We start from the raw sequence: 23,921 nt of genomic DNA, 5'->3' as shown, positions 1-23,921 counted from the left end.
GGGTCACTGCCGCCAGCCGGCGCGCGCGAGGGCCTGGCGGACCTTGTCGACCGCCACACGGCCGTCGCCACGCATGTGGTGATTCAGGATGCGGACGAGCTCCCAGCCCTCGGCGCGGATCGCATCCCACCGATCGGCGTCCTTCGCAAACTGGCGCGCATCCTGCGCGTGCACACGCCCGTCGTACTCCACGCCGATTCGCCAGCGCCGATATGCGAGGTCGAGCTCCGCGACATGCCGACCGCGTGGGTCGTAGAGCGTCCAGTTGATGTCGGGCTCGGGGAGACCGCCTCGCTGGAGCAGCAGACGCAGCCGCGTCTCTCGCGGCGAGCGGGTGCCGGAGCGCACATCTCGTAGGGCTGCGGAGAGGCGGCCTCGCACGTCGCCCATCGCTTCGATCTCGTCCCTCAACTCAGCCGCGCTCGAGAGCGGCCGCGATCCCGATACGAGAAACTCCGCCGCGCAGATGAGGTCGTCGACCCGCCACGTGGTGGCGGCCTGGCGCCATGCACGTGCCGGGTGCTCGACCGGGAGTCCCGCGTGCTCGCGCGTCGCCGGTTCGCGGTGCTGAAGACGGTGACCGGTGACGCCGGCGATGCGCGGCTCTCTCGCAGGCCTGTGCGCGCAGACGTGTACGCCCGTGGCATGGGGCCATTCGGGCAGAGGCGCCCCGTAGAGCGCGAGCGCCGTCTCCCCTCCGAAGAACTGCCACGGCCGCATCCGCGGCGCGTACTCCTCGCATCGCCCACGGATGTCATCTGTCGCAGCCGCATCCGCAACAGAACGCACGCCGCGATAGGGGACGCGCAACGCTGACCGGCGAAGCCGGTGAGGCGAGTGCCCGAGCGCCACCGCGTCGGCGACGGCGAAGTGAGGCGGAAGGTCGGGGGGAAGGGGATCGGCCGGCGGCATACCCCGAGCATCCGGCGCGCGGACGGGCGGGCAGGCGCTGTGCACAGCGTTCGCGGCTCTCACCCAGCCTGTGGAGGAGCCTCCCGGCAAGCATGTCCCACTTGCCGCAACTTTCGGTGCCGAGAAGTGCGGGAAGTGGGACATGCGCTGCGGGAAGGGGGACATGCCGGGGGTCGGGCCCCGGAACAGGCCGCGGCGTCTCCTGTCGGTCGCGGCGGCGGGTCAGGCGAGGCCGAGCACGTCGAGCATCCAGGCCTGTTCGTATGCGCGCTCGCGCCAGGCGTTGTAGCGCCCGCTCACACCGCCGTGGCCGGCCACCATCTCGCACTTGAGGAGCGCGTCGGCGCCGACCTCGCGCAGTCGCGCCACCCACTTCGCGGGCTCCACGTACAGCACGCGGGTGTCGTTGAACGAGGTGACGGCCAGGATGCGGGGATACGCCACGCCCTCGCGCACGTTCTCATACGGCGAGTACGTCTTCATGTAGGCGTACACCTCGGGATCGTGCAGCGGGTCGCCCCATTCGTCCCACTCGATGACCGTCAGCGGGAGCGAGGGGTCGAGGATCGTCGTCAGGGCGTCCACGAACGGCACGTCGGCGAGGATGCCGGCGAACAGCTCGGGTGCGAGGTTCGCGACGGCGCCCATCAGCAGTCCGCCGGCCGAGCCGCCCTCGGCGACGAGGAGCTGGGGCGACGTGTAGCCGTGATCGATCAGGTGCAGGGCGCAGTCGACGAAGTCGGTGAAGGTGTTGCGCTTGGCCAGCAGCTTCCCGTTCTCGTACCACTCCCGGCCCATCTCACCGCCGCCGCGCACGTGGGCGACCGCGAAGATCACGCCGCGATCGAGCTCCGACAGGCGCGCCACCGAGAAGGCCGGCTCGATGGAGTGCTCGTACGAGCCGTAGCCGTAGAGATGAACCGGGCGCGGCGCAGCTCCCGCATCCCCGAACGACCGCTTCCACACGAGCGACACCGGCACCTCGGTGCCGTCCTGGGCGGTGGCCCACACGCGGGCCTGGGCGTAGTCGGCGCTGTCGTAGCCGCCCAGCACCGGCTGCTGCTTGCGCACGATGCGCTCGCCGCTGACGGGGTCGTAGTCGAACACCGTCGACGGCGTCACGAACGAGCCGTAGCCCAGGCGGATGAGGGGAGGGGCCCACTCGGGGTTGCCTGCTGTGCCGACCGAGTAGAGCGGCTCGTCGAACTCGAGCTCGGCCACCGCGCCGTCGGTGTAGTCCAGCATGCCGAGTCGCGCGAGTCCCTCGCGACGGTACGCGAGCACGGCCCAGTCGCGGAAGGTGGACAGCCCCAGCAGGCGGCGGCCGCCCTGGTGCGGCACGACGACGTCGCGCGCGCCCTGTGGATCGGATGCGGACACCCGCACGAGCTCGAAGTCCACCGCCCGGTCGTTGTGCAGGATGTAGAGCACATCCTCGCCGTCGACTACGGCGTGGTCGCTGTCGTACTCCACGCCCTCCCGACGCGGCCAGATCACGCGGGGCTCGCCGCCCAGGTCGTCGGCCGGAAGCAGCCACTCCTCGGAGGTGATGGAGGAGCCGACGCCGATGACCAGGAAACGGTCGCTGCGGGTGAAGCCGGCGCCGACCCAGAAACGGTCGTCGCTCTCGTGGAAGAGCAGGGCGTCGTCGGTGACCGGGGTCCCCAGCTCATGGAGCCAGACCTTGTCGGGCCGCCACGCGTCGTCGACGGTCGAGTAGACGATGAAGCGCCCGTCGGGAGACAGCGAGGCGCCCGCGAACGTGCCCTCGATGACGTCGGGCAGCGTCGTGCCCGTCTCCAGGTCGCGCACGCGGAGCGTGTACCGCTCGTCTCCGGACGTGTCGACGCCGTACAGCAGCAGTCGGCCGTCCGTGGAGACCTCGAAGGTGCCGAGGGAGAAGAACTCCTCGCCGTCCGCCTCCGCGTTGCCGTCGAGCAGCACCTGCTCGCCCTCGAGTGCCCCCTCGGGGACCGGGGGCGTCCAGTCGTCGGGGGAGGCGAGCGGCGCGCGACAGTGGATGCCGTACTGCTTGCCCTCCTCGGTGCGGGAGAAATACCACCACTGGCCGCGGCGGGTCGGCACGGAGAGGTCGGTCTCGAGCGTGCGCCCCTTGATCTCCTGGAAGATCTGCTCGCGCAGGCCGGCGAGGTGCGCGGTGCGCGCATCGGTGTAGGCGTTCTCGGCTTCGATGTGCGCCACGACGCTCGCGTCGTCCTTGTCGCGCAGCCACTCGTACGGGTCGTCGAACACGTCGCCGTGGTGCGAGCGGGAGCGGACCTTTCGGGCGGCGTGCGGGGGTGCGGGGATGGCGGAGTCGGTCACCGTTCCACGCTAGTCGGATGCGGGCAGCTCGGGCCGCGACGAAGGGTTCAGTCCTCGAGTCGGCGCACGATCGCGCGCGCCGCGCGCACCGCCGTGACGGTGCCTGCCGCCGTGATGTTGGCGGCGACCGCCCCCGGCAGGACGCCGTTTCCGGCGACGAACAGGCCCTCGGTTCCCCACACGGCGCCGTCGCGGTCCACGACACCGGTGCCGTCATCCGCTTCGCTCATGCGTACGGTCCCCGAGTAGTGCAGTGATGAGCCGGGCGGCAGCAGCAGCGTGTTGCCGATGGCGTCCGGTCCCGCAACCGCTTCGAACGCCACCCGCTGCTCGCGGGTCGCGCGTTCGATGAGGGCCAGGTCGGTGTCGCTGTAGTCGTAGTAGATGCGGGCGCGCGGCATGCCGAGCGCATCCGTCTCGGTGTCGGAGAACTCGATGCGCGACGTCTCCCTGACCTCGGTGGGGACGTAGACGCTGATGCCGACGGCCATCGCCACGGCATCCTGAAGGTCTTCGGAGAACAGCGGTCCGACACTGATCTGCCAGTGGAAAGGCTGCGCGTCGTCGCTGTGCGGCAGCCAGAGCGAGTCCGTCATCCATTCACCCTCGCCGAGCGGCGGCACCTCGTCGATGCCGAGATGGTGCGGCTCGGCGAAGACCCTCCCGGTGATGAACGCGTGTTCGTTGAGATAGCGACCGAGAGCGCGGGGTCGCACCCCGGAGGCGAACAGGAGTTGCGGACTGCGCAGCGCGTCCGCGGCGACGACGACGTAGTCCGCGCGGAGCTCGCGGCGCTCGCCCGTGCTCAGATCCTCGACCTCGAGCCCTCGGGTGCGCTGTCCGTCGAGAAGGATGCGCCGCGCGAGCGTGCCCGAGAGCAGAGTCACCGTCTCCGACGACCCGTCGAGCTCCGGGAGGATGACTCCGGGGTCGGTGCGCCGACGCTCGGCCCCGTCGGCGCGGAAGACGCCCATGGGCATGATCTGCGGGCCGCGTCCGGGGGCGCTGACGTCGCCGAACGCCCGCGCCAGCGCTTCGAGGACGGCGGTGCCGGCGGGCGTCGGGCCGAATCGGTCGGAGCCGATCCGCAGGATGCTGCGCACGCGCGCGTAGTCGGCATCCCACTCGGATGCGAACGCCGTCGGGATCTCGCGACCCCACGGCGTCGGGCACGCAGCGGTCCAGTGCGATCCCATCCCGCCGACGTTCCACGCGCTCGCGGCTGCGGGCATCTCGGTCGCGTCGTGTCCGAGCGCGGCGAAGTCGTACAGTCCGAACGCGGATGCGCTGCGGGCATCGAAGGTACCCGCCGTCGCGGCGCCGACGTACATGGACTGTACGCCCGCCGCGACGTGGGCGTGATAGGCGTCTCGTGTCCCCGCATCCGCGGAGTCGTGGAGATGACGTGCGGGGGTACCCTCTCCCGCCGGGCCGGCCTCGACGATCGTGATGCGCGTCCCGGGGCGCAGGCGGCCCACCTCGGCCGCCACAGCAGCCCCCATGATGCCGCTGCCCACGATGAGTACGTCCGCGTCCACGGTTCCTCCGGATATGTCGATGATCGGTATAAGCCGACTATTGCGAAACAAAAGACGCCTGATGCGTGGAGAAAGTTTCGCGCTCGTAACGAATTCTGGTTCGCTGTGACGCCGATGTTAATTCTGTCAACATCGGCCGGAACGGTTCGCGACGTGCCCATAGCCTGGCCGCGGCTCGGCATCTGCCGCCGGCGCCCCACCCGCTCCACGGGCGCACCCACCCGCATCCCGAAAGGCCGTACCACCATGTCTGCACTGCCTTCACGTCCGCTCCGGCGCACGCTTCTCGTCTCAGGAGTCGCCCTGACCGCCATCGTCCTCGCCGGGTGCGGTCGGGCATCCGGCGGCTCCGAAGCGGCGGCCGATACCGTCGTCGGCGACGACGCCGCGACCGGCACCATCGAGTTCTGGGCGGCCGGCGCGGAGGGGGAGGCGCTTCCGGCCTTCTTCGAGGAGTTCGAGAAGGAGAACCCCGACGTCACCGTCAACGTGACCGCGATCCCCGAGTCGGAGTTCGCCACGAAGGTCGCAGCAGCCGTCGCGGCGGGCAACGTCCCCGATGCGACGTTCCTGCTGTCGCAGTCGCAGGCGAGCATGCTCGCCACCGACGCGTTCGCCACCGTCCCCGACGGCCTCGTCGACGGCGACGACTTCTTCGACAACATGTGGGACGCCGCCCAGTACGACGGCGCCGCCCACGCCGTGCCCTGGTACACCTATGCCCAGGCGTTCTACTACCGCAAGGACCTGGCCGATGCGGCCGGCGTCGAGGCTCCCGCGACGTGGGACGACTACCCGGCGTTCGCCAAGGCCATGCAGGCGCAGGGGGTGAAGTTCCCGATCGGCCTCTCGGTCGAGTGGAACGAGTACACCGCGCAGCAGTTCAACGACTTCAGCATCCAGGCAGGCGGCTCGCTCATCTCCGACGACCACACCGAGTGGACTATCGACACCGCGGAGAACCTCGCGGCGCTGGAGACCTTCACGAACCTGATCCTGGACGGGTACGCATCGCCGGACGGCCCGACCTTCCTCGACACCGTGCCGTGGTTCACGACGGGCCAGATCGGGGCCTACGTCAACGGACCGTGGTTCCCGTCGTGGCTCGACGAGGCCAACGGAGACGGCTGGTCGAGCGAGAACCTGGGCGTCGCGCTCAACGCCGCCGGCCCCGGCGGCAGCACCTCGGCGATCGGGGGCGGAAGCCTCGCCGTCTTCGAGGATGCCAAGAACGCGGATGCGGCGTGGAAGCTGGTGCGCTGGATGTCGCAGCCCGAGAACCAGGTCGCGTGGTACGAGCGCTTCGGGAACCTGCCGGCCGTCGAGGCGGCATGGGACGAGCCGGTCATCGCCGACGACCCGTTCCTGGCGGTCATCAAGGAGGCCATCCCGATGGCGAGCGCGGTGCCCGCAGTACCCGGCTGGCTCGAGGTCTCCGCGATGCTGGGCTCCGAGATGGAGCGCGCCGCACGGGGGCAGGCCACGCCCGCCGAAGTGCTCGCCGACGCACAGGCCAAGGCCGACGCGATCGGCACCGGCGTCGAGTGAGTGCCGGACGACCATGACGAGCTCCACACTCACCCGCGGGGAGACGCGCGCGAGCCGTGTCCCCGCGGGGGGCGCCCGGCCGTCGGGCCGCCGCGGCGCGAGGCCGCGTCAAGGCCTCGTCGCCTGGATCTTCCTGCTGCCGACGCTCATCGTCGTCGGACTGTTCACGGTCGTCCCGGGGCTGTTCGCGCTGGCGTTCAGCTTCACCGACATCGGACTGCGCGACATCCGAGACCCCCTCCAGGTCGAGGTCGTCGGCACCGAGAACTTCACGGCGCTGCTCACCAACCCGGACTTCCTGCGTTCGATCGGCAACACCGTCCTCTTCGTCGTGATCGGCGTCCCGCTCACGATCGGCATCGGGCTCGCCCTCGCCATCCTGCTGGGCAGCGGCATCCGGCGCCTGCGTCCGGTCTTTCGGGCAGCCATCTATCTCCCGGTCATCGCGAACATCGTCGCCGCATCCGTGATCTGGAAGTACGCCCTCACCTATGAGGGGCCGGTCAACGAGGCGCTCGCCGCGATCGGCATCGCGGGGCCCAACTGGCTCGGGGATCCGGCGTGGGGGGTCACCTCGGTCATCCTGCTCACCGTCTGGCGCAACGTCGGAACGGCGATGGTGCTGTTCCTCGCGGGGCTGCAGGCTGTGCCGGAAGAGGTCTACGAGGCCGCAGCCATCGACGGCGCGGGCCCCTGGCGACGGATCGTGCACATGACGTTGCCGCTGCTGCGACCGACGACCCTGCTGGTGACGGTGCTCATCACCGTCATGTACATGAACATCTTCGAGGAGCCCTACCTCCTGACCGGCGGCGGCCCCTTGGACTCGACGAGATCGATCTCCCTCTGGGTCTATCAGCAGTTCGGCTACGGGAACATCGCCGCCTCCATGGCGGGCTCCTTCGTGCTGATCCTGCTGGTGGCCGCGGTGAGTGTCGTGCAGTTCCGGATGCTGAGGCCCAAACACTGATGCGTACCTCCCGACTGGGCAGCGCGCTGCTCTACCTGCTCATCACCGTCGTGTGCGTCGCGATGCTGATCCCGTTCGTCCTGGTGTTCTTCGGCGCGTTCAAGACGCAGGGGGAGTTCACCGCCAACCCCGGCGCGTGGCTCCCGGAATCCTTCGGCAACCTCGCCAACTTCACGACCCTCTTCGAGCGCGGCTTCGGCCAGTACTTCCTCAACGGCGTCATCGTCTCCGCGCTCGTCGTCGCCGGCAACCTCGTGTTCAGCTCGCTCGCCGGATACACGCTCGCGAAGCTGCACTTCCGCGGTCGCGGGTTCGTCTTCGCGCTGGTCCTGGCCACGATGATGGTCCCGATCGTCGCGATCTTCGTTCCGCAGTTCATGGTCGCCGTCCAGCTCGGGCTGGTCGACACGCTGTTCGGGATCGCGCTTCCCATGCTCGTCCTGCCGATCGCCGTGTTCGTGGTCCGACAGTTCGCCCATTCGATCCCGGAAGACCTCATGGAGGCGGCGCGGCTGGACGGAGCGGGTGAACTGCGCATCTTCGGGCAGATCTTCCTTCCGCTGCTGGCGCCGGCGCTCGCGACGGTGAGCGTGCTCACCTTCCTCGCTTCGTGGAACGCCTTCATCTGGCCTCTCGTCATGGCGCAGTCGCAGGGCACCTACACCCTGCCCGTCGGACTCGCCGTCGCCGCTCAGGCGAATCGGACCACCGAGTTCGGCGTGCTTCTGGCGGGAGCGGTCGTGGTACTGCTTCCCGTTCTGATCCTGTTCCTGTTCCTGCAGAAGTACTTCGTGCAGGGCATCGCCGCCACGGGTCTCAAATGAGCCCGCGCCCCGCTCCGAAAGGTCCCCGCATGACGATCCGACGCTCACAGGTCGCCCTCAACCCCATCCAGTGGACCAACCTGCCGCCGGATCCCGCCGTCCCCGGAAGCACGGGGCGCTGGCGTTACGGTGAGCCGTCTTTCGTGGCCGACTACCCGGAGGTGCTCGCCGCCGTGGCCGCATCCGGATTCGACGCCACGATGATGGAGGTCTTGGACACGCAGACCCTGCAGAGCTACGCGGCGATGATCGAACGCGCGGGTCTGCGCGTCGCGCCGGGTTACGCCTCCATCGGGTTGCCGGAGGACGAGGGGCTGGAGATCACGCCCGGCAGCGCCGAGTGGGCGCGCTGGTTCAACCCCGTGCGCCGCAAGGCGGAGGAATCGCTGTACTTCGGTCTGGACACGGTCTTCCTCGCGCCGATGGTCGACTATCGGCTGCCGCGCTGGTCAGAGCGCGCGGCGGTCGGATACCTCGCCGACCGCGATCGCCTCCTGCGACAGACCGACATGCTGGCCGAGGCGGGGCGCATCCTGAGGGCGGAAGGCGTTCGTGCGGGGCTGCACAACCACGTCGGCACCTGGATCGAGACCGAGGAGGAGATCGAGACCGTGCTCGCCGAGGTCGACCCGGAGGTGCTCGGCGCCTCGTTCGATCTGGGTCACCTGGTCTGGGCGGGCATCGATCCGGTCGGGATGGTCGCGCGTCATCGTGACCGCGTGATCGACCTGCACATCAAGGACCACTCGGCGGCCCTTGTCGCAGAGAACCGGGCGAACCCGGGGCCGTACGAGCGCGTGGCTTCGCAGCCGTTCTTCCTCGAGCCCGGCAGCGGCGACATCGACATCGCCGGTGTGCTGGCGCAGCTCGGGGACGACTTCGACGGTTGGCTGGTCATCGAGGTCGACCAGCTGCACGGCGACCCGGATGCGAGTGCGCGGCGCAGTCGCGGGTGGGTCGAGCAGACGTTCGCCGCGTGAACGCACTGCGCGTCGCGATCATCGGGACCGGGATGATCGCGGAGGTCCATGCGCGCGCCGTCCGCACGGTCGGGGGTCGGCTGACGGGTGTTCTGGGCTCCCGCGCGGAGCGGGGCGCGCAAGCAGCCGGGCGCTGGGGCGGTCGGGGCTATCTCGATCTCGCGGAGCTGCTGGCCGATACCCCGGACGTCGTGCACGTGTGCACTCCCAACGCAACCCATGCGCCCTACGTGCGGGCGCTTCTGGCGGCCGGCGTCGCGGTGGTGTGCGAGAAGCCGTTGGGGCTCGATGGGGCCGAGGCTCACGAGTTGGCGGACCTCGCCCGGCATGCGGGGGTCGTCGCGACAGTCCCCTTCGTCTATCGCTACCACCCGCTCGTGCGCGAGATCCGTTCTCGAGTGACGACGGGGGGATTGGGAAGGGTTCTGCTCATGCACGGCACGTATCTGCAGGACTGGATGCTGGATGCGCGCACCGCGAACTGGCGGGTCGATCCCGCGCTCGGCGGCGGCTCGCGCGCCTTCGCGGACATCGGCTCGCACTGGTGCGATCTGGTCGAGTTCGTCAGCGGGGAGCGCTTCAGCGCCGCATCCGCGCAGTTCGCGCTCGCGCACCCGGAGCGTCCTGTCGGCAGTGATCACGCGTTCGGCGGCGTCGCGACGGCCGAACGGCCCAGCGCCCCGGTCGAGACCGAGGATGCGGCGATCGTCGCGTTGCGCACGCGGTCGGGCATTCCTGCCAGCGTCGTGGTGTCGCAGGTGTCCGCGGGGCGCAAGAACCGGCTGTGGTTCGAGATCGACGGCACATCTGCGAGTGCCGTCTTCGACCAGGAGACGCCTGAGACGGTGTGGTTCGGCACGACGAACGGGGCGAGCATCCTGCGGCGCGCGGAGGCGGAGCCCTCGCCGGAGCAGGCCCGACTGAACGCGTTCCCTGCCGGACACGCGCAGGGGTGGGGCGATGCGTTCGCGGCGTTCGTGGCGGACACCTATGCGGCCGTGCGCGGTGGCGACCCCGACGGCCTTCCCACCTTCGACGACGGCGCGCGCGCCGCCGACATCGTCGACGCCGTCCGCGCCTCGGTGCGCTCCGCCTCGTGGGAGGCCGTCGCCACATCCTGAGGCGCGCCCACGAAGATCGTGCCCGGCGCATCGGAGCGAGGCGACGGGTTTCGCCCGGCGCCCTGAGTTGACCGGGAGGGCGGGCGATGTAAGGATTCCGTGTGGTCGGGTTAACGAATGCCGACTTCACGGTGAACTGTTCGTTCGCGCCGCCGTTCGCTCGGCTCCCCCTCCTTCTCCCTCTCCCCGAAAGCGAACGGTGGAAACCGCAGCACTGATCGTCGTCCTGATCATCGGACTCGCGCTCTTCTTCGACTTCACCAACGGCTTCCACGACACCGCCAACGCGATGGCGACGCCCATCGCGACGGGTGCGCTGAAGCCGAAGGTGGCCGTGCTGCTCGCGGCGGGCCTCAACCTCGTCGGCGCGTTCTTGTCGACCGAGGTCTCCAAGACGATCTCGCACGGCATCGTGCGCGAGGACCAGATCTCGCCAGGGGCCTTCCTGCCGCTGATCTTCGCCGGGCTCATCGGTGCCATCACCTGGAACATGCTGACGTGGTTGCTGGGTCTTCCCTCGAGTTCGTCGCACGCCTTGTTCGGGGGGCTCATCGGCGCGACGCTCGTGGGCATCGGCGCCTATGCGATCGACTTCGGCGTCGTGCTCAGCAAGGTCATCCTTCCGGCGCTGATCGCACCGGTGACGGCGGGGGTGATCGCCTTCGCCGCGACGAAGCTCGCCTACGCCATGACCCGGCGCTACGACGGCAAGCCGGACGGGCGTGACGGGTTCCGCTGGGGGCAGATCTTCTCGTCCTCGCTCGTCGCCCTCGCCCACGGCACCAACGACGCGCAGAAGACGATGGGCGTTATCACCCTCGCGCTGATCATGGCCGGCTGGCAGGACTCGGCCCACGCTGATCCCCAGCTCTGGGTGATCTTCGCCTGCGCCTTCACGATCGCCCTCGGCACGTACATGGGCGGCTGGCGCATCATCCGCACGCTCGGCAAGGGCCTCACCGACGTGAAGCCCGCCCAGGGATTCTCGGCGGAGAGCTCGACCGCCGCGACGATCCTCGCCTCGAGCGCCCTCGGCTTCGCCCTGTCGACCACCCAGGTGGCTTCGGGCTCGGTGATCGGGTCGGGGCTCGGTCGCCGCGGCGCGAAGGTGCGCTGGCGAACAGTCGGTCGGATCACGATCGGCTGGCTGCTCACGCTTCCCGCCGCGGGCATCGTCGGCGCGGCGGCCGCCCTCATCGTCGCGTGGCTCGGCCCGTGGGGCATCGCGATCGATGCGGTCCTGGCCGTGATCATCGTGCTCCTGCTCTTCCTGCGTTCGCGCCGCGACGAGGTCACCGCCGCCAACGCCATGAGCGAGGTCGCCGACTCCGGTCGCGCCGTCAAGGTCAAGCGCAACCCGCCCCCCACGCGTCGCCAGCGTCGCCTGGAGCGCGAGCGGGCCCGTCAGGAGAAGGGACAGCGCTGATGGACGTCCAGATCGATTGGCTCGCCTTCGTGCAGGTCTTCTTCGCCGCCCTCATCGCCGCCGTCGCCGTGGTCGGAAGCTACGCGCTCGGACTCCGGATGCTGGTGCGCGCGGGGCGTGCGCCGGTGGTCGCTCCGGCCGAGTTCACCGATGCGATCACGGTCATGACCGACAAGCAGCGCGCCAAGGCAGAGAAGGCCGCGGCGAAGGCGGCCAAGCGCTCGCCGCTGACCGACGCGCAGAAGCGGTTGGCGTTCGCCGTCGCGTGCGCGGCCTTCGGCTTCTGCGCGCTGGCGGTGCTGTCGGGACTCCTGCTCATCGTCATCGGCCACTGATCGCAGCGTCGGCGGCGGGCCATATGGTGGCGGTATGAGTGCCGCACCCGCCGCCGTGCAGTTCGGGCAGCATCCGCCCGCTGTGCGTTCGATCGTCCACCTGAGCGACACGCACTTCCTCGCGGGCAATGCGCCGCTGGGCGGGCGCTACGACACGCTGGCGAACCTGGGGCGCACAATCGCCGCGATCGATCGCACCCGCATCCGCCCCGACGCGGTGGTGTGCACGGGCGACCTCACCGACCTGGGCGAGCCGGAGGCCTACCGCGCGCTGCGCGAGGTGCTCGAGCCCGCGGCCGAGCGCTGGGGGGCGCCGCTGGTCTGGGTGGCCGGCAACCACGACGAGCGCGCGCCGCTGCGCACCGAACTGCTGGGCGGTGCGGCGAGCGACGAGCCGGTCACTGCCGTCCACGACCTCGACGGCCTGCGCCTGATCGTGCTGGACTCCACCGTGCCGGGGTGGCATCACGGCGAGATCGACGACGCGCAGCTGGCTTGGCTCGCCGACGTGCTGGCGACGCCCGCACCGCTGGGGACGCTCCTGGCGCTGCATCATCCGCCGCTGCCCAGCCACATCCCTTTCTTCGACATCCTCGAACTCCGGGAGCAGCGCCGCCTCGCCGACATCGTCCGCGGCAGCGACGTGCGCGGTATCCTCGCCGGGCACCTCCACCACTCGACATCCGGCACCTTCGCCGGGGTGCCGGTGAGCGTCGCTGCTGCGACGTGCTACACGATGGATCTGGCCCGCCCTGCAGACCAGGTCAACGGAATGGATGCGGGGCAGTCGTTCCACCTCGTGCACGTCTACGACGACACCGTCACGCACGCCGTCGTCCCGGTCGTCGACGCCGAGACGGCGGACTTCTTCACGCCGGAGTGGGTTGCGCAGATGGCCGCTCTCACCCCCGCGGAGAGGCTCGAGGCCTTCTCGCGCAAGCGTCCCCACTGACGCTCGCCGCCCGGGTGGATCCCGGGTCCGGGGTGTACGCCGTGTCCGGTGGCCTGCGCGTGCACGGCGATTAGGCTCAGTCACGCAACCGGCCGACGACCCACAAGGACAACGCATGCCAGAGCACGCAACGACGCGTACCCGTACCGAGACCGACTCCCTCGGAAGCCTCGAGATCCCCGCAGATGCCTATTGGGGCATCCACACGGCCCGGGCTCTCGAGAACTTCGACATCTCCAAGCGCCCGATCTCCGTCTACCCCGACCTCGTGGTGGCGCTCGCGATGGTCAAGCAGGCCTCCGCCCGCGCGAATCGGGAGATCGGAGTGCTCGATGCGGAACGGGCGTCGCTCATCGACCGCGCCGCGCAGGAAGTGATCTCGGGGCGCCATCACGACCAGTTCGTCGTCGGCGTGATCCAGGGCGGTGCCGGCACGTCGACCAACATGAACGCCAATGAGGTCATCACCAACGTGGCGCTCGGACTCGCCGGCCGGGAGAAGGGGGACTACGCGTTCCTCTCGCCGATCGATCACACCAACCGCAGTCAGTCGACGAACGACGTGTACCCGACCGCGATCAAGGTCGGGCTGTCGCTCACCCTGCAGAGCCTCCTGGTCGAGCTCGACCTGCTGCGCCAGGCGTTCCTCGACAAGGCGCGCGAGTTCCACGACGTGCTCAAGGTCGGCCGGACGCAGCTGCAGGATGCGGTGCCGATGACACTCGGGCAGGAGTTCCACGGCTTCGCCACGACGCTGGGGGAGGACCTGCACCGGCTGCGCGAGAACGCCTGGCTGCTGCACGAGGTCAACATGGGGGCGACCGCCATCGGGACGGGGATCACGACGCATCCGGACTACGCGCCCGCCGTGCTCCGTCATCTGCGCGAGATCACCGGGCTCGACCTCGCGACGGCCGATGACCTGGTCGAGTCCACGAGCGACACGGGCTCGTTCATGTCGTTCTCCTCCTCGCTCAAGCGCAACGCGATCAAGCTCTCGAAGATCTGCAACGATCTGCGGCTGCTCTCCAGCGGTCCGCAGGCGGGTCTCGGGGAGATCAACCTGCCCGCGCGTCAGGCGGGCTCCAGCATCATGCCCGGCAAGGTCAACCCCGTCATCCCCGAGGTCGTGAACCAGGTCGCCTTCGCGGTCGTCGGCGCGGACATGACGGTCACGATGGCGGTCGAGGGCGGCCAGCTGCAGCTGAACGCCTTCGAACCCGTGATCGCGCACTCGATCTTCCAGTCGATCACCTGGATGCGGCAGGCCATGTGGACGCTGCGGGTGAACTGCGTCGAGGGCATCACCGCCAATCACGACCGCCTGGGCGCCATGGTCGGCTCCTCGGTGGGGGCGATCACCGCGCTCACGCCCTTCATCGGTTACGCGGCTGCGGCGGCGCTCGCGAAGACGGCGCTACTCACCGGCCGAAACGTCGCCGATCTCGTGGTCGAGGCCGGACTCATGCCGCGCGACGAGGTGCTCAAGCAGCTCTCGCCCGCGCGACTGTCGGGGCTCGAGGCCATCACGGCCGCCATCCCGATCATCGATACGAGCCTCACTCCGACGCAGGACTGAGTGTCGTCCGTGCGACCACGCGGCGCAGCCGATAACGTCGGAGCGCGCACCGTGCCCGCGCCGAATCAGGAGGAATCATGACCGACCCGACCGGATCGCCCGAGAACACCCCGCCGGTCCCGCCGGCATACCCCGCCGCCCCTCCGGCGTATCCGACGGCACCGCCCGCCGCCGCAGAGGCGCCTCCGGCCTATCCGACGGCGCCGCCGGCTGCCGGCCCGGTTCCCGGTCCGCCGACTCCGGGCGCACCGGTGCCGGGCAGGACGCTCGGCATCGTGGCGCTCATCCTGGCCTTCTTCGCGCAGCTGATCGGTCTGATCCTCGGCATCGTCGCGCTGGTGCAGAGCCGTAAGGCCGGCGTACGCAACCTCCCCGCCGTGTGGGCCATCATCCTGAGCGCGGTGTTCATGGTGATCGGGATCATCGTGGGGATCATCCTCATCGTGAGCTTCGCAGGTGCCCTGCAGCAGGCGATCGAGTACTGCTCGTCGAACCCGGATGGCGTCTACCAGATCAGCGGGGTGACGCAGTACTGCGACGACATGCGATGACGCGCGGACGGATCGATGGCCCCCACCCGCAGGTGGGGGCCATCGTCGTTCAGTCCAGGATGCGGCAGTGCGTCGTGAGTGCGCCGATACCGTCGATGCCGACCGTCACCGTCGAGCGGTCGCGCAGGAAGATCTGCGGATCCCGGGAGTAGCCCGCGCCGCCGGGGCTGCCCGTGGAGATCAGGGTCCCGGGCAGCAGTGTCACCGATTGGGAGAGGTGCGACACCAGCGTCGAGACCGGTCGGATCATCTGCCCGGTCGACGCGTCCTGCACGGTGTGGCCGTCGACGACCGTCCAGATGTGGAGATCCTGCGGGTCGGGCACTTCGTCGGCGGTCACCACGAACGGGCCGGTCGGGGTGAAACCGTCGAACGACTTGCAGCGCGACCACTGCGCCTCGGAGAACTGGATGTCGCGCGCCGTGACGTCGTTGACGACGGTGTAGCCCCACACGTGGTCCAGCGCCTTCTCCTGCGGGACGTTCTTCGCGGGGCGGCCGATGATCACACCGAGCTCCGCCTCGTAGTCGACGGATTCGCTGAGGCTGCGCGGCCAGCTCGTGGTCTGCTCGTGCCCCGTGAGCGAGTTCGGCCACAGCACGAAGACCGTCGGGGTCTGGTCGGTCTTGAGTCCGAGCTCGCCCGAGTGCGCGGCGTAGTTGAGTCCGACCGCGAGGATGACGGGGGGCGCCAGGACCGCCGACGCGAACTCCGTTTCCGCGAACCCGAAGCGCGGCACGGCGGGGGACGCCGCGGCGTCTCGCACGCGGGCCAGCAGGTCGTCTCCGCCGAGGATGAGCTCCTCGAGCGTTCTCGGGGCGTCGGGGAAGAGGGCGTCCACGAAGGCGGCGGAGTCCTCGTCGACGACGACGAGTCTCGGCTCCGGATTCGCAGCGGTGCGGAGGTGGGCGAAGCGCATGCCCTCCACGCTACCGGCGGCGACCGTAGGCTGAGGGAATGACGACCCCCGACGGCCGCCCGACCCTCACCCCGCCGGCCTTCGATTCCGCCCTGGCGCAGCCCGTGCACGCCGCTCCGACGCCGATCGCGGCACCCGCGACGTCGCAGCCGCCCGTCGGTGCACCGGTCCGCCGCGCGTGGGGGCTCTACATCTGGGTCGGCGCGCTGCTCGTCGTGCTCCTGGTGGTGCTGGTCGGCTACTTCCTGGAGGCGATCGGTCCGGTGGCCTCGCTCCTGGGTGCGATCCTCGCGCTGCTGCCGCTCGCGGGCGTGCTGTGGGCCCTGCGTATCGTGGACCGCTGGGAACCGGAGCCGAAGGGCCTCGTGATCCTCGCGCTCGGGTGGGGAGCCATCGCGGCGGTCGCACTGGCTCTCGGCGTGGATCTCGTGCTGCTGCTGACGTTCGGTCGGAACGATTCGGAGCTCGCGCTCCTGCTGCAGTCGGTCGTGCAGGCGCCGATCGTCGAGGAGATCGGCAAGGGCCTCGGCGTGCTCCTGATCTTCGCCGCCGCCCGACGCTTCTTCGACGGGCCGGTGGACGGCATCGTGTACGGCGGGCTGATCGGTGCGGGATTCGCTTTCACCGAGAACATCCAGTACTTCGCGAGCGCCTTCATCGAGGGCGGATTCACGCAGGCCTCCGCGACGTTCTTCGTGCGCGGCATCCTCTCGCCCTTCGCGCACGTCATGTTCACCGCTGTCACCGGGTTCGCGCTGGGACTCGCCGCCCGCCGCGGTGCCCGACTCGGCGGTGCGCTCGGACCCTGGCTCGTGGGGCTCGGCGGGCGCCATCGCCCTGCACGCGCTGTGGAACGGCTCCGCCCTCCTGGGTGACTTCTTCGCCCTGTACGCGGTGCTGCAGGTTCCCCTCTTCGTGATCTTCGTCGTCGCGATCGTGCTCCTGCGGCGCGAGGAGGCGCGCCTGACGCGGGCGCGTCTGGGCGAGTACGCGGCCGTGGGCTGGTTCACCCCGCAGGAGGTCGACATGCTCGCCACCGCCGCCGGCCGCCGCACCGCTCTCGCCTGGGCGCGCACGCTCAGCGGCGACCGTGTGCCGATCATGCGCACCTTCATCGCCGATGCGACCGCATTGGCGGCGGCGCGACAACGTGCGATCAGCGGGCGGGACCCCCGCGCGAGTGCGGAGGAGAGCGCGTTGCTGCAGCGCACGGTCGCCGCCCGCGCGGCCCTGTTCGCGCTCTGAGGCCGGACGTCATCTGAGCGAAACACCGCGTCGCTATCGTGAACCGAACAGTTCACTCGACGTCAGGAGCGTCCATGGCCGACTCGGCCCTTCGCGATCTCGCCGCCCTCCCCAAGGGGCATCTCCACGTCCACCTCGAGGCGGCCATGAGGCCCGCGACGCTCGCCGAGCTCGCCGAGGAGATGTCGGTCGAGATCCCGCCGGTGACCGGTTTCTCCGGGTTCACGGCGTTCGCCGACATGTACCAGGGGTTGCTCGCAGTCCTTGCGCGCCCCGAGAACCTCGTGCGGTTGATCGACGAGGCCGTGGCGGATGCGGCATCCGACGGCGCGGTGTACGTCGAGTTCGGCGTGAGCCCGCAGTTCTATCTCGCAGCCTTCGGGACCGTGGAGGCGGCACTGGACGCGCATCTCGATGCCGTCCGCATCGCCGGTGAGCGCCACGGCGTCGAGGTGGGCCTCATGGTCACCGTCGATCGCACCGAACCCCTCGCCGAGGCGATCGCGCTCGCGGAGGCGGCGGCGGCGCGCGCGGGCCGGGGTGTCGTATCCCTGGGGCTCGCGAACGAGGAGCGGGGCTATCCCGCCGCCGACTTCGCGCCCGCGTTCGACATCGCCCGTGCCGCCGGTCTGCAGTCCGCGCCCCACGCGGGCGAGCTGGTGGGCCCCGAATCGGTCTGGCAGGCGATCGACGACCTGGGTGCGGCGCGGGTGCTGCACGGCGTCCGGGCGATCGAGGATCCGGCGCTGGTGGCCGAGCTCGCACGGCGGGGGATCTGTCTCGACACCTGTCCCACCTCCAACCTGCTGCTGGATGTGGTCGACGACCTCGCACGCCATCCGCTCCCGCAGCTGCTGGATGCGGGTGTGCGGTGCTCCATCAACGCGGACGACCCGATCCTGTTCGGCCCGGGACTGCTCGACGAGTACGTCGTCGCGCGCGAGCAGATCGGCCTCACGGACCGGCAGCTGGCGGCGTGCGCGTGGAGCTCCATCGACACGACGCTCGCCGGTGACGCGCTCAAGGCGCGTGCGAAGGCCGACATCGAGGCGTGGCTGGGGGAGGAGCTGTGACTAATCTCCACTTCGGCGTCTTCGAGGTCTACGCGCCGCAGGTCGGCGGAACGTACAGCTGGGCGCACCCGCTCTGCGACGCGGCGGACTACCTGGATCCCGAGCGCTGGGTGCGCATGGCGAAGATCATGGACCGCACCGGCTACGACTTCCTCTTCTTCGCGGACGGCTTCGGTTACCCGATGCAGAACGGCGACATCAGCGCGGCCTGCCTGTCCGCCGCCATCAACTTCTCAGGCCTCGATCCCTCGACGATCATCCCGATCCTCGCCCGCGAGACGGAGAAGCTGGGCTTCGTCGTGACGGCCACGACGGGAATGGACCACCCTCTGCCGCTGTCGCGCCGCTTCAGCACCCTGGACCACCTCACCCGCGGGCGCATCGGCTGGAACGTCGTGACGGGCGCATCGCAGAACGCCGTTGCGGAGCTCTTCGGGCATCCGGAGATGGTGCCGCACGACACGCGATACGAGATGGCCGAGGAGTACGTGTCGCTCGCCCGCAGCTACTGGGAGCAGTCCTGGGACGACGACGCGCTCGTGGCGGATGCCGTCTCGGGCGTCTACATCGACCCGTCCCGCATTCATCGCACCGAGTTCGACGGTGCACATTACCGCTCGCGCGGCTACTTCGGCGCACCGCCGTCGCCGCAGCGCACCCCGGTCATCTTCCAGGCAGGTACCTCCCCGAAGGGACGCGCGCTCGCGGCCTCCCATGCCGAGGGCGTGTTCGTGCAGGCCACGACGCCCGAGCACACGGCGGCGGCCGTCGCCGACATCCGTCGCCGTGCCGCCGAAGCGGGGCGTGATCCCGGCGACATCCGCATCATGGCCGGTCTCACGGCGATCGTCGATGAGACGCAGGCCGGTGCCGAGCAGCTCTGGAGCGAGTTCCACGGCATGCAGTCGGACGAGGTCGTGGCGGCGCTGTACGCCGGGAACACCGGCATCGATCTGCTGAAGCTCGATCCCGACAAGACTCTCGCCGAGGTCGTGGCCGCCGGGGGCATCGTCGGTCAGATGGGCACGAGCAACATCGAGCGCTTCCTCGGTCGCGACGGCGCCCCGGCGCCGACCGTGCGGCAGATCCTCGACGATCTGCGGGGCAAGGGCACCCGCGGATTCCGGATCGTGGGTGATGCCGAACATGTCGCGGACCGGGTCGAGCAGCTCGCCGACCAGACGGGGCTCGACGGATTCCTGTTCGAGCCGGTGTTCGGAACGCGCGACGTCGAGGCGTTCGGGGAGCTGGTGCTTCCTCGCCTTCGCGAACGAGGCCTCCTGCCCGAGCCCGCCGGTCCGACGCTGCGCGAGCGGATGCGGGAGCGCCCCGGAGCGCGTCTGGGTTGAGACGGGAAAGACTCAGCGCCCGGTGCCGCGGCGATGCCTGCGTGACTCCCGAGCGCTGAGTTGTTCTGATGTCAGGATCCACCCCTCGCCGGGTGCTGTCAAGAGGACCGGCCGCACCTCGCGGGCGGCGCCGACGTGCTTGGATGGAGGCATGACTGACAACCGCACGAAGCCCGAGTTCGACGCTCCCGCAGGACCCGCTCCCACCGAGCTCGTCATCCGCGACATCATCGTCGGAGACGGCGAAGAGGCGAAGCCGGGCGACAACGTCACGGTGCACTACGCCGGCGTCGAGTACGAGTCCGGTGAGGAGTTCGACTCGTCCTGGGGTCGTGGCGAGAGCATCCAGTTCCCGCTGCGCGGCCTCATCCAGGGCTGGCAGGACGGCATTCCGGGCATGAAGGTCGGCGGTCGCCGTGAGCTCGTGATCCCGCCGCACCTGGCCTACGGCCCCGCCGGCGGTCACTTCCTCGGGGGCAAGACGCTCATCTTCATCATCGACCTGCTGAAGGTCGGCTGACGCGATCTCGAGAAGGGCCCCGGGCATCCGGGGCCCTTCCTCGTGGTCCACCGGAAGTTCTTAAGACTCTCGTCAGAATTTTGCATTCAAGGGAATACGTTCCCGTGGGATGCGGTTGACTGGACTCGACGCCGCGAAACGCGCGGCCCTGGTTTTGGAGCGAAAATGACCGACACGAACGCAATCGAGATCCCCGGATACAAGGCCGGCACCTGGACCCTGGACGCCTCGCACAGCGAGGTCACCTTCGCGGTGCGCCACATGATGATCTCGAAGGTGCGCGGCACCTTCGGTGTGAAGAGCGCCACGATCATCGCTCCGGAGAACCCGCTCGAGGCGAAGGTCGAGGCCACGGTGGACGTCGCCTCCATCGACACCAAGGACGAGGGCCGCGACGGCCACCTGCGTTCGGCCGACTTCTTCGACGTCGAGAACTACCCCACGATGACCTTCGTCTCGACGGGCGTGCGCTACGAGAAGGGCGACTTCCTCGTAGACGGCGACCTGACCATCAAGGACGTCACCAAGCCCGTCACGTTCGAGCTCGAGTTCGGCGGCTTCGGCACCGACCCGTGGGGCAACTACAAGGCCGGGGCCACGGCCAAGACGGTCATCAACCGCGAGGAGTTCGGCCTCACCTGGAACGCCGCGCTCGAGACCGGCGGCGTGCTCGTCGGCAAGGACGTCACGATCGAGCTCGACCTGCAGGGCACGGTCGCGGCCTGATCGCGCACGAAGGGGACGGATGCGACCGCATCCGTCCCCTTCGTCATGTCCGGGCTCGGCGCCGCAGCCTGTCCTGTGCGAGCAGGATGCCCAGGAAGACGACGAGCGCCCCGGCCGGTTCGTTCCACGACACCGTCTCGCCGAGGACGATGGCGCCGAGCAGGACGCCGACGACGGGCGTGATGTAGGTGACGGTGGAGGCGCGTGTGGGGCCCCAGGCGCGGAGGACGTTCTGGTTCCAGATGTAGGCGACGCCGGTGCCGAGGCAGCCGAGCAGCACGAGGCAGATGACGATCGCCCCGTCCAGCCGTACGGGTGCCAGAGCGATCAGCGGTGTCAGAGCGAGCATGATCACCGCCGCGAGCCCGATGTTCAGGAACGAGAAGACCAGGGGACTCATCCCGCTGTCGGACGTGAAGCGCCGCATGTAGGCGAGGCTGAAGCCGTAGCACGCCGTGGCGCCGAGGATGGCGAACTGCGCGATGAGGCTCTGGTCGGGAGCGAGGCCCTGCCAGGGCGCGATGATGACCATCACCCCGAGGATGCCGATGAGGATTCCCGCGATCTGGACGATGCGAAGCCTCTCGACGCGGAACACGGCCCACGCCATGACGGCGGTCATGATCGGCGTCGTCGCGTTGTAGATGCTCGCGAGCCCCGAGGTGACGTGCTGCTGCGCCCAGGAGAACAGCAGGAACGGAACGACGCAGAACGAGAGCGCCAGCACGAGCATGTGCGCCCACACCACGAGTCGTCGGGGCAGCGTCTCCCGGCGTACGGCCACGAAGATCCCGAGCGTCACAGCCCCCAGTACGAGCCGTGACCAGGCGACCTGGGCGGGGGAGAGTCCGCCGAGCGCGACCTTCATGAACAGGAAGCTGGAGCCCCAGATGATGCCGGTGAGCACGAACTGCACGGCGATGACCGCCTGGCGGGGCGGGGCGGCGGGGCGCACGACGGGAAGCACCCACCGACTCTAGTGACGGCATCGGACATGTCGGATCGTTCTCGGATGCGGTGTCCGAAAGCCGCCGGAGAACGGCAGCGAGTCGTCGCTCAGGGCACCGGGTCGAGCGCGTCGTACGCGCGGAAGCCGGGGCTGAGACGCACCAGCACCCCGACGAGCGCGATGATGACGATGCCGCCGAGCAGTGGCGGGAACCACAGCGCCGTGAGGGTCGCGAGGCTCCCGGCGTAGAGCGCGCCGATGCGGGGGCCGCCGGCGACCACCACGACGAAGATCCCCTGCAGACGCCCGCGCATCGTGTCGGGCACAGCGGACTGCATCATGGTCGAGCGGAAGATGGCACTGACATTGTCGGCGGCGCCCGAGACGGCAAGCACGATGCAGGCGGCGGCGATCAGGACCACGTTGACGTCACCGCCCGCGAACCATCCGAGCGCCGCCGCCACCAGCACGAGTCCGAACACGGCGATCGCGCCGCCGTAGACCTGGATGGCGCGCTCGATGCCGACGCCGTGGCGGCGCACCCGGCCGATCGGGCCCGAGAACAGACTCGACAGGAACGCCCCCGCGGCGACCGCCGCGGTGAGGATGCCGGTCGTGACCGGCCCGCCGCCGAGCAGCACGGCGCCGATCCCGGGGAAGAGGGCGAGGGGCTGCCCGAACGTCATCGCGATGATGTCCAGGAGGTACTGCATCCGGATGTTGCGCGCGCGGCGCAGGAACGCCCAGCCGTCGCGGAGCGAGTCGAGACCGGGCCTGACGATCGCGCCTTCCGGGCGCAGCCTCGGCAGGGTCCACAGGCCCAGGAACAACGAGGTCATCAGCACGACGTCGATCGAATAGGTCCAGGCGTAGCCGGCGGTCGCCACCAGCACGCCCGCGAGTGCGGGGCCGGCCATCACCATGATGCCGACGGTCACGCCGTTCAGGGCGGCCGCGGCCGGCAGCAGCTCGCGCGGCAGCAGTCGCGGCGTGATCGCCGACTTCGTGGCCATCACGACCGAGTTCGCGGCGGAGTTGACGATGCTCAGGGCGTAGAGCCACCAGACGGTCTCGTCGCCGGACCAGGCGAGAGCGGCCAGGAGCGCGGTGGAGGCGAAGGTGATGCAGGCGGCGACCAGGGCGACCATGCGCCGATCGAACGCGTCGGCGAGCATCCCTCCGTAGAGCCCGGCGAGGACCATCGGCACCAGGCCCGCCACCGCGACCATCGCCACGGCGAAGTCGGAGCCGGTGAGCGCGTAGACGTGCAGCATGACCGCGACGATCGTGAGCTGCCCGCCCAGGCCCGCAAGCGTGGAGCCGATCCACATCCGCGCGTACGGTGCGCTGGTGGTGAGCGGGCGCACATCGATCAGGTGGCGCGCGAGCCGCATCCGACTCACTCGGCGACCTCGATGCGCTTGATGCGCGCGGCGTGACCCGTGCGGATCGTGACGGCCGCGCGGCGAACGCCGAGGTGCGCGGCGAGGGCGGCGATGACGCCGGCGTTGGCTGCGCCGTCGACCGCGCGCTCACGCACGTGGACGGTCAACGCACCGTCTGCGTCCGACTCGACGAGGGGGCCGCGTCGGCTGCCGGGCTTGACGCGGACGGTGAACTGCACGGGTGCGAGCGTACCGCGGCGGGAGCGGTTGGGGCCCGCGCTGAACGCTGGTAGACTTTCGAGGTTGCCGTTCGATCGGCCGCGGATAAAGAGAGCCCCCGGATCAGCCGGAGGGCGCCGCGCAACGAGGAGAAAGGGGATCCCATCTATGGCACTCGAGAACGACGTCAAGAAGGCGATCATCGAAGAGTACGCGACGCACCCCGGTGACACCGGATCCCCCGAGGTGCAGGTCGCGATGCTGACGCAGCGCATCAAGGACCTCACCGAGCACCTCAAGGAGCACAAGCACGACCACCACTCGCGTCGTGGTCTGTTCCTCATGGTCGGTCAGCGTCGTCGCCTGCTGGGCTACCTGCAGGACATCGACATCAACCGCTACCGTTCGCTCATCGAGCGTCTCGGTCTGCGCCGCTGATCGCAGCGCGATCGCGTATATCGCTTTCTTCGAAGGC

At 69.6% G+C, this 23,921-nt stretch carries 24 protein-coding genes; 17 read left to right on the top strand and 7 right to left on the bottom strand.

The annotated features are described in order from the left end of the window. Positions 1–3 precede the first annotated feature (3 nt). The 3 genes from QE374_RS04205 to QE374_RS04195 all read right to left on the bottom strand — a co-directional run bounded on the left by QE374_RS04205 (position 4) and on the right by QE374_RS04195 (position 4,775). Entirely contained in the window at positions 4–789 is a 786-nt protein-coding gene (locus tag QE374_RS04205) for a DUF559 domain-containing protein (protein WP_309732438.1), read from the bottom strand. 345 nt (positions 790–1,134) lie between these two features. Continuing rightward, the gene (locus QE374_RS04200; RefSeq protein WP_309732436.1) at positions 1,135–3,237 is read right to left on the bottom strand and encodes a S9 family peptidase; all 2,103 of its coding nucleotides are present in this window, start codon (positions 3,235–3,237) and stop codon (positions 1,135–1,137) included. Between the two features lie 47 nt (positions 3,238–3,284). After that, positions 3,285–4,775, bottom strand: a complete 1,491-nt coding sequence (locus QE374_RS04195; protein WP_309732434.1) for a GMC oxidoreductase — start codon at positions 4,773–4,775, stop codon at positions 3,285–3,287. A gap of 246 nt (positions 4,776–5,021) precedes the next feature. Here QE374_RS04195 and QE374_RS04190 point away from each other — a divergent pair, with 246 nt between their 5' ends. The 10 genes from QE374_RS04190 (at position 5,022) to QE374_RS04145 (ending at position 15,061) form a co-directional block, all read left to right on the top strand. Continuing rightward, complete coding sequence (locus tag QE374_RS04190; RefSeq protein ID WP_309732432.1) at positions 5,022–6,323, top strand: extracellular solute-binding protein; 1,302 nt, start codon at positions 5,022–5,024, stop codon at positions 6,321–6,323. A gap of 13 nt (positions 6,324–6,336) precedes the next feature. Beyond that, positions 6,337–7,293 (top strand): sugar ABC transporter permease, encoded by a 957-nt coding sequence (locus QE374_RS04185; RefSeq protein ID WP_309732430.1) that lies wholly within the window; start codon positions 6,337–6,339, stop codon positions 7,291–7,293. After that, positions 7,293–8,117, top strand: a complete 825-nt coding sequence (locus QE374_RS04180) for a carbohydrate ABC transporter permease (RefSeq protein ID WP_309732428.1) — start codon at positions 7,293–7,295, stop codon at positions 8,115–8,117. The genes QE374_RS04185 and QE374_RS04180 overlap by 1 nt, the downstream gene beginning before the upstream one ends. 29 nt (positions 8,118–8,146) lie before the next feature. Next, positions 8,147–9,097, top strand: a complete 951-nt coding sequence (locus QE374_RS04175; RefSeq protein ID WP_309732426.1) for a sugar phosphate isomerase/epimerase — start codon at positions 8,147–8,149, stop codon at positions 9,095–9,097. Then, positions 9,094–10,218: a Gfo/Idh/MocA family oxidoreductase gene (locus QE374_RS04170; protein ID WP_309732425.1), complete on the top strand. Its 1,125-nt coding sequence runs from the start codon at positions 9,094–9,096 to the stop codon at positions 10,216–10,218. The genes QE374_RS04175 and QE374_RS04170 overlap by 4 nt, the downstream gene beginning before the upstream one ends. Positions 10,219–10,417: 199 nt before the next feature. Next, positions 10,418–11,644: an inorganic phosphate transporter gene (locus QE374_RS04165; protein ID WP_137416529.1), complete on the top strand. Its 1,227-nt coding sequence runs from the start codon at positions 10,418–10,420 to the stop codon at positions 11,642–11,644. Then, positions 11,644–11,979, top strand: a complete 336-nt coding sequence (locus QE374_RS04160; RefSeq protein WP_307319255.1) for a peptidase — start codon at positions 11,644–11,646, stop codon at positions 11,977–11,979. The genes QE374_RS04165 and QE374_RS04160 overlap by 1 nt, the downstream gene beginning before the upstream one ends. A 34-nt stretch (positions 11,980–12,013) precedes the next feature. Further along, positions 12,014–12,931 carry a phosphodiesterase gene (locus QE374_RS04155; protein WP_309732420.1) on the top strand — a complete coding sequence of 306 codons (918 nt, stop codon included), beginning with the start codon at positions 12,014–12,016 and terminating at the stop codon, positions 12,929–12,931. A gap of 115 nt (positions 12,932–13,046) precedes the next feature. Continuing rightward, positions 13,047–14,510, top strand: coding sequence for an aspartate ammonia-lyase (locus QE374_RS04150; protein ID WP_309732418.1), 1,464 nt, complete (start codon positions 13,047–13,049; stop codon positions 14,508–14,510). A 77-nt stretch (positions 14,511–14,587) separates the two neighbouring features. Continuing rightward, positions 14,588–15,061, top strand: a complete 474-nt coding sequence (locus QE374_RS04145) for a DUF4190 domain-containing protein (RefSeq protein WP_309732415.1) — start codon at positions 14,588–14,590, stop codon at positions 15,059–15,061. A gap of 49 nt (positions 15,062–15,110) precedes the next feature. On the opposite strand, the gene QE374_RS04140 is transcribed toward QE374_RS04145, so the two are convergent. Next, positions 15,111–15,980 (bottom strand): fumarylacetoacetate hydrolase family protein, encoded by an 870-nt coding sequence (locus tag QE374_RS04140; RefSeq protein WP_309732414.1) that lies wholly within the window; start codon positions 15,978–15,980, stop codon positions 15,111–15,113. Between the two features lie 38 nt (positions 15,981–16,018). Between QE374_RS04140 and QE374_RS04135 the strand changes: the two genes are divergently transcribed. From QE374_RS04135 to QE374_RS04110, 6 genes are all read left to right on the top strand, one after another. Further along, the gene (locus QE374_RS04135; RefSeq protein WP_309732412.1) at positions 16,019–16,855 is read left to right on the top strand and encodes a PrsW family intramembrane metalloprotease; all 837 of its coding nucleotides are present in this window, start codon (positions 16,019–16,021) and stop codon (positions 16,853–16,855) included. Then, entirely contained in the window at positions 16,773–17,225 is a 453-nt protein-coding gene (locus QE374_RS04130) for a hypothetical protein (protein ID WP_309732410.1), read from the top strand. Before QE374_RS04135 ends, QE374_RS04130 begins: the two co-directional genes overlap by 83 nt. Positions 17,226–17,299: 74 nt before the next feature. Then, complete coding sequence (add, locus tag QE374_RS04125) at positions 17,300–18,298, top strand: adenosine deaminase (RefSeq protein WP_309732408.1); 999 nt, start codon at positions 17,300–17,302, stop codon at positions 18,296–18,298. After that, the gene (locus QE374_RS04120) at positions 18,295–19,647 is read left to right on the top strand and encodes an NtaA/DmoA family FMN-dependent monooxygenase (protein WP_309732407.1); all 1,353 of its coding nucleotides are present in this window, start codon (positions 18,295–18,297) and stop codon (positions 19,645–19,647) included. The genes add and QE374_RS04120 overlap by 4 nt, the downstream gene beginning before the upstream one ends. Before the next feature lie 151 nt (positions 19,648–19,798). Further along, positions 19,799–20,167 carry an FKBP-type peptidyl-prolyl cis-trans isomerase gene (locus QE374_RS04115; protein WP_137416538.1) on the top strand — a complete coding sequence of 123 codons (369 nt, stop codon included), beginning with the start codon at positions 19,799–19,801 and terminating at the stop codon, positions 20,165–20,167. Positions 20,168–20,332: 165 nt separating this feature from the next. Next, entirely contained in the window at positions 20,333–20,893 is a 561-nt protein-coding gene (locus QE374_RS04110) for a YceI family protein (RefSeq protein WP_243227171.1), read from the top strand. A 43-nt stretch (positions 20,894–20,936) separates the two neighbouring features. Here the strand turns inward: QE374_RS04110 and QE374_RS04105 are convergent, their stop codons facing one another. The 3 genes from QE374_RS04105 to QE374_RS04095 all read right to left on the bottom strand — a co-directional run bounded on the left by QE374_RS04105 (position 20,937) and on the right by QE374_RS04095 (position 23,466). Continuing rightward, positions 20,937–21,860 (bottom strand): DMT family transporter, encoded by a 924-nt coding sequence (locus tag QE374_RS04105; protein WP_309732406.1) that lies wholly within the window; start codon positions 21,858–21,860, stop codon positions 20,937–20,939. Positions 21,861–21,949: 89 nt separating this feature from the next. Then, complete coding sequence (locus QE374_RS04100) at positions 21,950–23,236, bottom strand: MFS transporter (protein ID WP_309736606.1); 1,287 nt, start codon at positions 23,234–23,236, stop codon at positions 21,950–21,952. A 5-nt stretch (positions 23,237–23,241) separates the two neighbouring features. After that, positions 23,242–23,466, bottom strand: a complete 225-nt coding sequence (locus QE374_RS04095) for a DUF167 domain-containing protein (protein ID WP_309732404.1) — start codon at positions 23,464–23,466, stop codon at positions 23,242–23,244. 148 nt (positions 23,467–23,614) lie between these two features. Between QE374_RS04095 and rpsO the strand changes: the two genes are divergently transcribed. Beyond that, complete coding sequence (rpsO, locus tag QE374_RS04090) at positions 23,615–23,884, top strand: 30S ribosomal protein S15 (protein WP_137416542.1); 270 nt, start codon at positions 23,615–23,617, stop codon at positions 23,882–23,884. Positions 23,885–23,921: the final 37 nt, after the last annotated feature.

The sequence above is a fragment of the Microbacterium sp. SORGH_AS_0428 genome (genome assembly GCF_031453615.1).
GTDB lineage: Bacteria > Actinomycetota > Actinomycetes > Actinomycetales > Microbacteriaceae > Microbacterium.
The sequence above is the reverse complement of the archived record's forward strand: the minus strand, read 5'-3'. Positions and strand labels throughout refer to the sequence as shown.